The sequence below is a fragment of the Corynebacterium sp. zg-331 genome (assembly GCF_014267345.1).
In the GTDB taxonomy this organism is placed as follows: Bacteria; Actinomycetota; Actinomycetes; order Mycobacteriales; family Mycobacteriaceae; genus Corynebacterium.
In genome coordinates, this window is record NZ_JACMYD010000001.1 from 446,373 (window position 1) to 459,043 (window position 12,671).

9 protein-coding genes are annotated in these 12,671 nt (G+C 62.0%); 4 read left to right on the top strand and 5 right to left on the bottom strand.

The genetic code is table 11. The annotated features are described in order from the left end of the window. Positions 1–15: 15 nt before the first annotated feature. On the bottom strand, positions 16–720 hold the full coding sequence (lexA, locus tag H7347_RS02195) for a transcriptional repressor LexA (RefSeq protein ID WP_152820848.1): 705 nt from the start codon (positions 718–720) through the stop codon (positions 16–18). Positions 721–1,174: 454 nt separating this feature from the next. On the opposite strand from lexA, the gene H7347_RS02200 reads away from it, so the two are divergent. Both H7347_RS02200 and nrdR read left to right on the top strand, forming a co-directional pair. Further along, positions 1,175–1,321 (top strand): hypothetical protein, encoded by a 147-nt coding sequence (locus H7347_RS02200; protein ID WP_186337121.1) that lies wholly within the window; start codon positions 1,175–1,177, stop codon positions 1,319–1,321. Positions 1,322–1,379: 58 nt separating this feature from the next. Then, positions 1,380–1,853 carry a transcriptional regulator NrdR gene (gene nrdR / locus H7347_RS02205; RefSeq protein WP_186337122.1) on the top strand — a complete coding sequence of 158 codons (474 nt, stop codon included), beginning with the start codon at positions 1,380–1,382 and terminating at the stop codon, positions 1,851–1,853. Here nrdR and hrpA read toward each other — a convergent pair. Beyond that, on the bottom strand, positions 1,850–5,689 hold the full coding sequence (gene hrpA / locus H7347_RS02210; protein WP_152820850.1) for an ATP-dependent RNA helicase HrpA: 3,840 nt from the start codon (positions 5,687–5,689) through the stop codon (positions 1,850–1,852). The two genes, nrdR and hrpA, sit on opposite strands and share 4 nt — an antisense overlap. A 290-nt stretch (positions 5,690–5,979) precedes the next feature. Between hrpA and H7347_RS02215 the strand changes: the two genes are divergently transcribed. Beyond that, a complete protein-coding gene (locus H7347_RS02215) occupies positions 5,980–6,801 on the top strand; it encodes a hypothetical protein (protein WP_152820852.1) in 822 nt (273 codons plus the stop codon). An 11-nt stretch (positions 6,802–6,812) separates the two neighbouring features. On the opposite strand, the gene H7347_RS02220 is transcribed toward H7347_RS02215, so the two are convergent. The 3 genes from H7347_RS02220 to H7347_RS02230 all read right to left on the bottom strand — a co-directional run bounded on the left by H7347_RS02220 (position 6,813) and on the right by H7347_RS02230 (position 11,333). Beyond that, the gene (locus H7347_RS02220) at positions 6,813–7,772 is read right to left on the bottom strand and encodes a hydrogen peroxide-inducible genes activator (RefSeq protein ID WP_152820854.1); all 960 of its coding nucleotides are present in this window, start codon (positions 7,770–7,772) and stop codon (positions 6,813–6,815) included. A gap of 72 nt (positions 7,773–7,844) precedes the next feature. Next, entirely contained in the window at positions 7,845–10,364 is a 2,520-nt protein-coding gene (locus H7347_RS02225) for an RNA helicase (RefSeq protein WP_152820856.1), read from the bottom strand. A 39-nt stretch (positions 10,365–10,403) separates the two neighbouring features. Continuing rightward, positions 10,404–11,333, bottom strand: coding sequence for a PAC2 family protein (locus tag H7347_RS02230; protein ID WP_152820858.1), 930 nt, complete (start codon positions 11,331–11,333; stop codon positions 10,404–10,406). Between the two features lie 298 nt (positions 11,334–11,631). Between H7347_RS02230 and H7347_RS02235 the strand changes: the two genes are divergently transcribed. Further along, positions 11,632–12,660 carry a DUF4192 domain-containing protein gene (locus H7347_RS02235; RefSeq protein ID WP_186337123.1) on the top strand — a complete coding sequence of 343 codons (1,029 nt, stop codon included), beginning with the start codon at positions 11,632–11,634 and terminating at the stop codon, positions 12,658–12,660. Positions 12,661–12,671 lie beyond the last annotated feature (11 nt).

A 12,671-nucleotide genomic window follows, 5' to 3' on the forward strand; every position in this document is an offset into this window, starting at 1 on the left:
TGGGGGCGATGATGCCTATAGCTTTCGCATGACCGATACCACCTTGCCCATGATCTGGGCGTGGCTGCCGTCGATGGGGTCAAAGGCCTCGTTATGGGGCAGGAGCCATACGCCGGTGGAATCTCGATGGAACTCCTTGACGGTGGCCTCGCCCTCGATGAGGGCGGCAACAAATTCCCCCTCCTCGGCCACCGGTTGGGAGCGTACGACGATCCAATCGCCGTCCAGGATGCCTGCATCGCGCATGGATTCCCCCGAGACCTTGAGCATGTAGAGCTCGCCCTCGCCCACGATATCGCTGGGAAGGGGGAAGTAATCGTCGATATTTTCCTCGGCCAGGATGGGCGAGCCGGCGGCGATACTGCCTAGGAGCGGTACATAGGAGGGGGCAGGTGCCTCCGGTGGGGTGGCTGCGGTGGGAGCGCCCTTGCTTGAGGCAGACGGGGAGGGGTCGCCGGGTAGGTGTCGCACATCTACCGCGCGAGGCTTATTGGGATCGCGGCGCAGGAAACCCTTTTTCTCCAGCTCCTTGAGCTGATAGGCCACGGAGGAAGTGGACTGTAGGCCGGCGGCGTCGCCGATCTCCCGAATGCTCGGCGGGTATCCGCGCAGCACCACGGCGTCGCGGATGACCTCGAGGATCCGGCGCTGTCGGGCGGAAAGCGAGGTGAGGTCGGGGGCGGATGTGTCTGCGTCGGGGGTGCTGGCGGTGCGTGGCATGCGCGGTACTCCTTTGCCGGTGCGATTCCAATGCTTTCACTTTACACAATGGTCGCGCTCCGTTGGGACTGATGTTCGAAAATTTTTCCCTGGGACTAGACAGAGGCGAGGGGGGATGCTATAACGGGTATCGAGCACTGTATCGAACATCTGATCTATCCTTGGGGAGAGGGTGTTCGAGGGTGTGTTCGCTCGATTTATGATGTGAAAACTTCCGAAAGGAAACGGCATGAGCACCCCCTTTATCCCCTTTCAAAGTGCACGGATGTCCTCTTCTTCCGTTTCTCCGGTGGATGTTCGCGAAATGGGCGTTGGCCCGTCGTTCGCTATGGTTCCGGTTTCTGTTCGAACGATCACTCATTCGAATGAAGCTGTTTCGGGATGCCGGCGATCCGTTCCCGCCTACGCGCGCAGCGATGGTGGAGGGGCGGGAACATGTCCGCGACGCAGCCGCATGGATCAGATCACCACCTATCTGGTGGGCGGTGCTTTTGGGCTCAGCATGGTGCTCGGCGCGGTCTTTCTCACGGATGAGGGCGTAGATCCCGCGGCCGAGGTGGGATCACCCGCGCACCCGGTGCCCGCGGCGTCGGCGTGGTGAGGCAATAGAATCGGCCTGTACGTTTCTCGCCGTTTGCCACGAGGAGGCATGGTTTTCCGTGTACTGCCCTTTTTGCCATCACACGCATTCCAAAGTGATCGATTCCCGGGTGATCGACGCCGGCGCGGCGATTCGTCGTCGCAGGGAATGCAGCAGCTGTTCCGGGCGCTTTACCACCGTGGAGAAGGCGATCCTGTTGGTGGTCAAGCGCAATGGGGTGACGGAGCCGTTTAGCCGAGAAAAGGTGATCACCGGTGTGCGGCGGGCTTGCCAGGGCCGTGCCGTCTCCGACGACGCCCTTAAGCGCCTAGCCCAACAGGTGGAGGAGACGGTGCGCAGCCACGGTAGCTCGCAGATCAACGCCAACGCCATAGGCCTGGCCATCCTGGAGCCCCTGCGAGAACTTGACGAGGTGGCCTATCTGCGCTTTGCCTCTGTGTATAAATCCTTCGATTGCGCGGAGGATTTCGAGAAGGAAATTCGCCTCATGCGCCGCCGTTGCCGGGAGGGGGTGATGAGCCACGAGGTCTAGAGTCTGTCGATGGCTCGCATGATTCTCTTGCGCGATACCGGTTGGGCGGTTCCCAGGCGCTGAGCGAATAGGCTCACGCGAAACTCCTCTATCATCCAGAGCACATCCTTGACGGGGGTGGTCTTGTCCATTCCCTCAGGCCTCTTGGCCAGTACGGCGCGCAGACGCGTCATCACCGCATCCACCTCCTCCTGGCGCGCGGCGTCCTTATCCGGGTCGTGATTCATCTCCGCCAATCGCATGGTCATCGCCTGGAGATACCGCGGAAGGTGCTTGAGTCGGTTCATCCCGTGCACGATGAGCGCCTTGGGCGGCAGGAGGAAGTGCAATTCCGCCTGCATGTCATCGATCGCGGGTCCCTCCCATTGGCTCAGCTCGTTGGCCACACGCTCGTAAGAGACTAGGGCGGGGGCGATGGTGACAATGCTGCGTCGTACCTGGGCGGTCACCTGGGGGACAAGGGAATCTCGTAGCGCGGCAAATTTTTCCGGGCTGCGCACGGGGCCGCCGGCGGCCAGGAGAAGATCCCGGATGGCGGCTACCCGAGCCTCCTCCACGATTCCCTCCACGCCGCCATGAGGATAGTGCTCCAGGGCCACACGTTGCTGCAAAACAAGCCCCTTGGTCATCTGCTTAGCATTGATGCTGACTGCGCGCATCAGCAGGGTCAAGGTAGTGGTGAACATGGCCTGATCGGCGGCGGCTTTGGTGGGCAGCACCGCGACAGAAATGATCTTTCCGCGCAGCTGCAGGGTCGGGTATGCGGTGACGGAATGACCGTCCACGGAGGTTTGCACGGTCTGCGGCAGTGTGCCCAGGGTCTCCTCGGTCCATTCTTCGGCGGAGGTCGTTTCCGCGTAGTTGCTGAGGCGGTCCATGGAGGAGCGTATCTGCGTGGCTTGGCGCCGTGCAAGCGCGCGGATGTCCTTATCTGCATCAATGATTTTTCCACACTTATTCACGGCGGCGAAGGTCATGCGCAGGTGTGTGGGTAGAGCAGAAAGGGAGAAATCGGTGGTATCGATTCCCGTCCCGCCTAACCGGCGTAGCCCCGCGGCCAGCGAGTCGCACAGGTCCTCGCGGGGATCGAGCAGAGGCACGACTCGCTCCGCAAAGGTGGGGGCGGGTACCACGCTGCGGCGTAGCCCTTTGGGTAGTCCTCGAATGAGTTCGGTGACCAGCTCCACGCGCATGCCGGGCACGAGCCACTGGAAGGGGGCGGGGTCGATGCTGGCGAGCATGGGCACCGGGATGAGCACGCGCACCCCGTCGTCCTTGGTGCCGGGGGCAAAGGAATACTCCAGGCGGAATTGATCCCAGTGGTCGGGGAAGAGATCCTGGGTGATGTCCTGGGCCGCATCGTGCAGCAGTGCTTCGGAGGTAAGCGTCAGGGCGTGGGGGTCGGCGCGTCGTTTCTTCTTCCACCAGGAATCGAAGTGCGCCCCCGTGGTGATGGAGGCGGGGATGCGCTGTTCGTAGAATTCGTAGAGAACATCCTCGTCGGCTACCAGGCCGCGGCGCCGGGCCTTGTCCTCCACCTCCGCGGCCTGGGCGAGGGCGGCGGCGTTGTCATGGAAAAAGCGATGCTGGGTGGCCCAGTCGCCCTCGACGAGGGCGTGCCGGATAAACAAACCGCGCGCGGCCTCGGGATCCACCCGGTGATAGGGCACGGTGCGATCCGCATAGATGGTCACCCCGTAGAGGGTGGCTTTTTCTTGCACCACGGCGGTGGCGCGTGAGCGCGACCACACGGGGTCGGAGTATTGGCGCTTGAGCAGGGTTCCCGCCAGGCGCTCCACCCAGGCGGGGTCGATGGCGGCCACGTCGCGGGCCCACAGGCGCGAGGTCTCCACGAGCTCGGCGGCCATCACAAATTCCGGAGGCTTTTTTGCCAAGGCAGAGCCGGGGAAAACCATGAACCTGGTGTTGCGGGTGCCCCGGAATTCCTTGGAATTACCGTCGCGTTGCCCAATATTCATGAGCAGGCCGGCGAGCAGGCTGCTATGGATCGCCTCCGCGTTTCCGGTGGGATCGGGGATGTTCCACCCTAATTGACGCGAGACCTCGCGCAGTTGTCGAACCAGATCCCGCCATTCCCTCGAGCGCATGTAGTGCAGGAACTCGGCTTTCATTAATCGGCGCAGCCCGTTGCCGCTGAGCTCCTGTCGCTTGTGATCCAGATACTCCCAGAGCTTGAGGTAGCTGAGGAAGTCGCTCTTTTTATCGCGGAATCGCGCGTGCAGTTGATCCGCTTGGGCCTGATGATCCAGGGGACGCTCGCGGATATCCTGAGTGGTCAAAGCCGCCACGATCACGATGACCTCGTGGAGGCAACCCAGGCGCTGGGCCTCTACCAGCATCCGGGCCAACCGGGGATCCACAGGTATGCGCGCCAGGTCGCGACCGATGCGGGTGAGCTTGGGCAGTGCTCCCGCCCGGGGAGGGGAGATGGCTCCCAGCTCGTGCAGGAGGGCGAGGCCGTCGCGGATGTGGCGGGCCTCCGGCGGTTGCACGAAGGGGAACTGCGCGATATCGCCTAGGCGCAGGGAAGCCATCTGAAGGATCACGCTGGCGAGATTGGTGCGCAGGATCTCTGGGTCGGTGAATTCCGGGCGGGAAAGAAAATCTTCCTCGGAGTACAGGCGAATAGCCACGCCCTCGGCCACTCGCCCGCAGCGGCCGGAGCGCTGATTGGCGCTGGCCTGGGAGATGGCTTCGATGGGGAGGCGCTGCACCTTGGTGCGGGTGGAATAGCGGGAAATGCGGGCGGTCCCGGTGTCCACCACGTAGTGGATGCCGGGAACGGTCAGGGAGGTTTCTGCGATATTGGTGGATAACACAATGCGCCGCCCCGAATGAGGCGAGAACACCCGGTGTTGTTCCTGATTAGACAACCGACCAAAGAGCGGAAGGATGTGGGTGCCGCTCCAGCGTTGGGCCTCCAGGAGCTCCATCGCATCTCTGATGTCACGCTCGCTGGGGAAAAAGCACAGAATGTCGCCGGGGCCCTCGGCCATGAGCTCCTCGATGGCGCGCACCAGGGCATCGGGGTCCTCGTCGGTGGGTCGATAGCGAATCTCTACCGGATACGTCCGGCCGGAGACCTCCACGATGGGGGCGGGATTGCCCTGCGCGTCGGCAAAGTGGCGCGCAAAGCGCTCGGGGTCGATGGTGGCGGAGGTGATGATGACCTTGAGGTCGGGCCGCTGAGGAAGTATCCGCTTAAGATAGCCCAGCAGGAAATCGATGTTGAGCGAGCGCTCGTGGGCCTCGTCGATGATAATGACGTCGTAAGCCCGGAAGAAGCGATCCCGCTGCATTTCGGCCAGGAGGATGCCGTCTGTCATGAGCTTGACGGCGGTATCCGGGCCCACCCGGTCGTCGAAGCGAATAGCGTATCCCACCGATTGCCCGATGTCCTGGCCCAGTTCCTCGGCTATGCGCTCGGCCACGGTGCGTGCGGCTAATCGTCGCGGCTGAGTGTGACCGATGATGCCGCGGCGGCCAAAGCCCAATTCTAGGCAGATCTTGGGGATCTGGGTGGTTTTTCCGGAGCCGGTTTCGCCGGCGATGATGACCACCTGGTGATCTCGTATCGCCGCCGCGATGTCATCGTGGCGGGCGCTCACCGGAAGCTCGTTGGGGTAGGAGATCTCCGGGATCGCCGCTGCGCGGCGCGCTACCTCTGCACAGCCACTTTCGACGTCGCGGTCAAGGGCCTGCCACTCCTCGGCGGTGGTGGCCTCGCGGAAGCGGCGGCGCAGGGAACGCTCCTGGGCGAGGGGAACGTGGGGGAGGCGGGTCGCGATGCGCTCTTGGATACTGGAAGTATTCATGGTGTCAGCAGATTTTAGGGGATTGGTGGCCTCGCGCCAACGATGGGGAAGTGCGATGGTGCGATAGCCATGCCAGCGCTTTTATCCATATCGCGCTGTTTTTTATTTTCTTCCTCGCTCACCACTCCGGCGAGTCGGTGCCAGTGGACGGTGGGAGGCCTTCCACGATCTGCACGAGCGGAGCGCGGCTGTGGACGGCTCGACGTTGCCCTCCGTTCCGAGGTCATGCGAGAGATTGCGATAGCCTGGTGCAGGGAAAGAAAACATAAAAATGAAGAAAAGGAGCTGCTATGACCTATCCGTCTACGCCGCACCCGGAGGATTCCCCGGGATTTGACAAGTACCCTCAGTATCCCCAGGAGATTTCGGAATGGGCGCAGGAGCGGCCTGCGCGGGGAACCGGAAAGATCGACGTGATGGCGGCGGTGCCCTGGGGCTTCAAGTCGGTTTTTCGCAGCTGGTACATCTGGATCCTCGGTAGCCTGGTTCTTCTTTTGGTGGGTGCTGGTGCCTCCGTCGCGATGTCCCTGGCGGGGATGGATGACACTTCTGTGACCTGGAACGCCGGATGGAGCGAGGCAGGCCTCAGCATGGTTCAGTTCTTCATCATGCCGTTCTTGCTCACCGGCCTGCTGGCTCAGGTGAACAAGAAACGCATCGGGCTGGGTGACTTTTTCCGTGACGTGCACTATCTCCGCGTGCTCGTCGTCTCCCTGGTACAAACGCTGCTCTGTGTACTGGGGATTGTCGCCGTGGTGGTCCCCGTGGTGGTCGCGACGATGAGCGCTAACGCGGAGTCGAACGTCGGGGTGATCCTGGGTGTCATGGGAGTGCTTGTGCTGCTGAGCATACTGATCAGCCCATTCTTTGTCTTCTGGAACTGGTATGCCGCCGATGGTCATGGGGTGAAGGAGTCGATCGTGCTCGGGCTCAAGGCGGGGAAGCGCAACTACCTCGCACTGCTGGTCTTTAGCTTTGTGGGCGGACTTGCGATTGTTGTTGGCATGATCGCTACCCTCACCCTGGGCGTGGTGATCCTGCTGCCCGCCTATTACTTGGTATACGCCCACATGTTCCGCCAGGCGAGCCAGGGTGCCCTTCCCACCGAATAGGGGAGAGAAGGCTAAAACCGGTCGAGGGGAGAGGGCCGCAGCGGTACGGTCGCGCGATAAGCGCGGGTGATGGTGGCACCCAGCTTGGTGAATTCCGGTGCCCGGGAGCTGGAGGCCCGGTACACCAGACCGATGTGTCGCTCCGCAGTGACGCCGGGGGCAAAAGAGGCCGTGCTGAGACCGGGGCGTCGGCATTCCGCCTCCACCGCGCTAAGGGGGATCAACGTTGAACCCAACCCCCCGGCCACCAGCTGTGCGATGGTGGTCAAGGAGGAGGCCTGGGTGACGGCGCTTGCGGCCTCGCTGGGGTTGAGATCCGCCCTGCGGCAGAGATTGACGATCTGATCGTGAAGGCAGTGGCCATCGTTGAGTAACAGCAACTGCAACTCCTCCAGGGACTGGAGCGTGAGATCGTCGCGCCCGGCCAGGTGATGCGAGGCGGGTACCACCACCACGAATTCCTCCTGGTAGAGGGGAAGATCGATGAGGCCGGAGGCCTCGGAGGGCAGGGCAAGCAGGGCGGCGTCGATGCGCCCATCGCGCAGCATCGCCAGCAGGTGCGTGGTGCGATCCTCCACGATGCGTGGTTCGAGTTCCGGGTATTCCTGCTGGAGCAGGGGAAGCAATGCGGGCAGTAGGTACGGGGCGATGGTGGGAATAACGCCCAGTGACAGCGGACCGGCAAGCTGGCCGTAGGAGCCTCGGGAGTGCGCCACGAAGATGTCGGTGGCGTCCAGCGCGGCCTTGGCATAAGGCAGGAGACGCTCGCCGATGGGCGTGACGATAACCCGACGGGTGGAGCGCTCGATGAGCTGCACTCCGATCCCGTTTTCCAGGGCGGAGAGGGCCTGGGATAGCGAGGGCTGGGAGATGTTCAGCTTCGCTGCGGCGGTGCCAAAGTGCTTGTTGTCCGCGATGGTGACGAAGGTGCGAAGTTGGGCAAGAGTCGGCCGATACTCTTTATGATGCATAGTCCATTACCTTAACCTATGGCAGCTGCGGGGAGCCATTGATAACTCCTTATCGAGGCTCCCGACGCATCACTAGTGTGCATCGATTCGCAGCGAGGAAAACCGCACCTCCCCGGCCGCATCGGAGGCATCGAGATCCACCACGGCCTCGTAGGCAAAAGAACGATCCCCCTCAGGATCCTTCAAGATCTGCCGCACCCGCCAGGATCGGCCGGTGGTCTCCAGCAGGAAGTACTCCGGCCCGCGAGCCGAGGGGCCGGTATCGAGGTCGGCATATTGATCGAAGTACTCGTCCATCGCGGCGGGGAAGTCGGGAGCCTCGTCGAGGTAATCGGTCAATTGTTCCAGCCGTTCCTCGTTTTCGAGCGCGAAGAGTTCCACGAGCCGGAACATAGCGTTCCGCACCATGATGGTGAAGGCGCGGCGATTTGCGCTGAGCGCGGTGGGATCGTCCACCCCGAACGCCAATTCCTGTTCCACCACGGCCTGCGAGACGGGGGCATCGGGGTCGGCCATGTGCGCCCACTCGTCCACGAGGGAGGAATCCACCTGCCGGATAAGCTCGCCCAGCCACACGACGACGTCCTCCAATTCCTCCGTGTGGTATTCCGCGGGCACGGAGTGCTGAAGCGTCCGCCAGGCATCGGTGAGATAACGCAACACGACTCCTTCCGATCGAGCCAGGGAATAGGTGGCCACCAGATCGGAAAAGGTCATGGCGTGTTCGATCATATCGCGCAGCACGGATTTGGGGCTGAGCCTAAACTCCCGGGCCCAGGGGGCGCCCTGAGAAAAGGTCTCAAAGGCGTCCTCCAATTCCTCCGCTAAGGGCATCGGCCAGGTGATGTCTTCGATGAGGGCCATGCGTTCGGTGTAGTCCACGCCGTCGGATTTCAGTTCGGCGATGCGCTCGCCGCGTGCGGCCTTTTGTTGAGCGATCAAGATGGGACGGGGATCGTCCAAGATAGCCTCAAAAGTGCTGATGATGTCGAGGGTATAGGTCTCCGATTCCGGGTCGAGCAGCGTGAGCGCGGCCAGAGCGAAGGGGGAAAGCGGTTGATTCAGGGCAAAGTCTCGCTGCATCTCCCGGGTGAGGCGGTAGCCCTGACCGTGCTTTTCGACGATCCCCGCGCGCAGCAGGCCGCGCCCCAGTTCCACGGTGGTGACGATGTCCTTATTCTGTTTGCCCCGGGGATCGTGATTGGTGCGCAGGAGGTGGGCAAAGTGGTCGTAGGTGTTTCCCGGCCGGGATACCAGGTTAATCACCATGGAGTTGGACACCTTGAATTGCGAGGTCATCTGCTCGGGCTCGGCCTGGGTCAGTTTCTCAAAGGTGCGTTCACTCCAGCTCACCTCGCCCTCGCGGGCATGCTTTTTGCGCAGCTTCTTGAGCTTCTTGGGATCGCTGCCCGCGCGCTGGCGCAAGCGCCAATTCTCGATCTCGTGCTCGGGAGCCTCAACGATCACGGTGCCCTCGGTGTCAAAGCCGGCGCGCCCGGCGCGCCCGGCGATCTGGTGAAATTCCCGAGATTTCATGATGCGCTGTCGCGTGCCATCGAACTTGGCCAAACCGGTCATCACCACGGTGCGGATGGGCACATTGATGCCCACGCCGAGGGTGTCGGTACCGCAGATCACCTTGAGTAGGCCTTTTTGGGCAAGGCGTTCCACCAGGCGGCGATACTTAGGCAGCATTCCGGCGTGATGTACGCCGATTCCCTTGCGTAACAGTCGGGATAGCTGCGAGCCAAATGCCGTGCTGAAGCGGAATGAGCCAATTTCCGCGGCGATAGCCTGCTTGTCCTCGGGAGTGGACATCGCCAGGGAGGTCAGCGCCTGAGCGCGTTCCGCGGCCTCCCGCTGGGTGAAGTGAACCACGTAAATGGGGTATTTCCCCTCTGAGAGTAACCCCTCGATCGTTTCATGTATGGGTGTGTATACGTATGAGAAGTCGAGGGGTACGGGCCTGGTCGTCCCGCCGACCAAGGAGGTGGTGCGACCCGTCCGCGTGCTGAGATCCTTCTGCAAAAATTCGGTGTTGCCCAGCGTGGCGGACATCAACAGGAACTGGCTCTGCGGTAATTCGAGGAGCGGGACCTGCCAGGCCCAGCCGCGTTCGGGATCGGAATAGTAATGGAACTCGTCCATGATGACCTGGTCTATACGCGCCGCGGCTCCATCGCGCAGTGCGATATTTGCTACGATTTCCGCGGTGGCGCAGATAATGGGGGCGTTGCCATTCACGGTGGCATCGCCGGTCATCATGCCCACGTTATCGGGACCGAATATTTCGCATAGCGCAAAGAACTTTTCGCTGACCAGGGCCTTGATCGGAGCGGTATAAAAGCTCCTCTGCCCCCGGGCCATGGCAATGAAGTGGGCGGCGATGGCCACCATGGATTTTCCCGATCCCGTGGGGGTGGCCAAAATGACGTTATCGCCCGCGAGGATTCCCAGGGCGGCCTCCTCCTGTGCGGGGTATAGGCTGATGCCGTGCTCCCGGGTCCAGGCGGTAAAAGAATCAAAGATCGACTCGTCGAAGAGTGACTCGGGTACCTCGCTGAGATCCGGCAGCATGTGGGAGAGATTCATTCTTCCCACCCTAGTAGAAGACCCCGCGGGTACCGGCCCCTATTCCTCTTCGTCGAGGTTGGCGAGGAAGCGCTCAAACTCTTGCCCGATTTCTTCGCCGCTGGGTAGATCTTCTTCGCCGGGTAGGGCGGCCTTGGGATGGCGCGTGCGGTATTGTTCCACCTCCTCGTCGTACTGTTGTTCCAGGGCCGCGACCACGTGTTGAATCTCCGCGGAGCCTTCGACCTGTTCGGTGAGCTGCTGGGCGGCGCGTTCCCAGTCGTGTTCCAGCGTTTGCAGGGGTAGCTCCAGGTTGGCGTTATGGGCCACCGAGCGCAGGAGCTTCAACGTGGCCTCCGGATAGGCGGAGGAGGAAACGTAATGGGGGACGTGCGCGGTAAAACCGGCGACGGCCGTGTGCTGCTGTCCGAGCACCGATTCCAGCTGCAAGGCTGCAGAACCCGGCATCATCACGGAACCGTCGAAGTGGAAGAGATCCTGCATGAGCTCGGGGCTCGTGCCGTGGGCGGACACCACGAGGGGGCGAGTATGGGGAACCATCATGGGTGCGGAATAAAGGCAAACCACCCGGCTGACGTTGTACTTGCGCACCAGGCCGGCCACCGCGTGGGTAAAGGAATCCCAGCGTAAATCCGGTTCCGGGCCGGAAAGAAGCAGAAAATGCTGCCCTTTGGTATCCCTGAGCACGCGCATTTCCAGGGCTAATTTCTCTATCTTGGTCACCTCGTGGTTTTCCATGGTCACGGTGGGGCGACGGGAGCGATAATCGATGAGTTCGTCGGTGTTAAACGAGGCCAGGAGCCGATTTTCTAACGCGGCCAGCAGATGATCGGCGCTCGCGCTGACGGCCTGGCCGGCATCCGCGTAGCCATGCAGGGCGACGATAAGCGTGGGGCCGGAGGATCCGTCCGAGGACACCTCCGGCGTGGGGTATTCCAATTCGTACATATGGCGGTGTTCTTCCGGCATGATGATCCTCCTTGTTTCTTGGTCTACCTCGTGCAACGAAGAACCCTGTGGATTCATTCCAGGCTGCGCCTTTATGCTCCGGGAGGCTCATACGGGTCTGAGGCCTGGGAGCGAGCGCGTGGTCCGGTGTGTACAGGTCGGAACGCGGGAGCCAGGTGGCTTTTCCCGCCAGTGTAACCAACCGCGTTCACGTCGTCCGCACTACGCGCCGGTGAGATGCCTGTGGATAAAGAGCATTATCCACAGGCGGATGAGTCCGAGGACAAGGGCAAGGTACCCCACCAGCCATGCTGGGACCATGACGAAAGGTATGCACGATCACGGCGGCTACGGCACAGGGCGCATTGCGAACGGATATCATCGGCATAGCGGCCCGGGAGAAAAGTGTCCCACGGATAATATTCCCGGCTACCTTCTGGCCAATATTCCCGCAGTATTGGGCTTCTATCCCCAGGAATCGGTGGTACTCGTGGGATTGGATCATGATCGGGCCAGCCGGTATCGGATGGGGCCGGTGGTGAGGGGAGACTATCCCGTGCCACCGGATGTTCTCGATGCGGCTGTGCGCACGATCCTCGAAGCGGGTGCCGGATCCTGCATGGTCTTCCTCGTTGGCGCCGTGCCCTCGGAGGAGTCCGTGATGGCCTTGCAGCGGGCCCTGCACCACCCGCAGTTATTTCTCTGGGGCATGTGGCGGTGCGACGAGATCGCTACGGGGCAGCGCTACATGCGCGTGGGAGAATCGAATGGGAGCGTCCGATGGCCCGCGGGCATGATCCCAATGATTGCCGCAACCCCCGCCATGCAGGTCCTGGTGGATCGTGGGGAATTACCCGCACTGAGCAGAAAAGAAGCGTGTGCTTCTTTCCAACCCTCGGGAGACCCCTGGCCGGTAAATAAGCAAGAAATACAGCATCTGGTGGAGAAGATCGATCGACAGCCAGGCCTCTTGGCGGAGCTCATGGCAGAGGGCCAAGACATCCTCCGTGGCCTCGGGGACAAAACGCACGTGGTCTTCTTTTTAAGCCATACCATGCTGCGCGATGCCCTCGTACATCCCGTGGTGGAGCACGCCGAGCAGTCCCATCGCTTACTTCATCAGGCCGCCCGGCATACCAGAGGAGAGGCGCGGATCAACGCACTCTGCCTTTATGCCATCGCCGCCGTGGCGTGCGGGCGGCCGTGGCGGGCAGCCCTCGCCCTGTACACGGCGCTGGCGGAGGCCCCCACCCATAACCTGAGCCGACTCCTCCACGCGGTCTTGACGCAGTGCGGGGCGCAGACCATGCTCAACGCGGTAACGCAGCGACCACGCCCCGAAGGATAAAACGCGCGGGA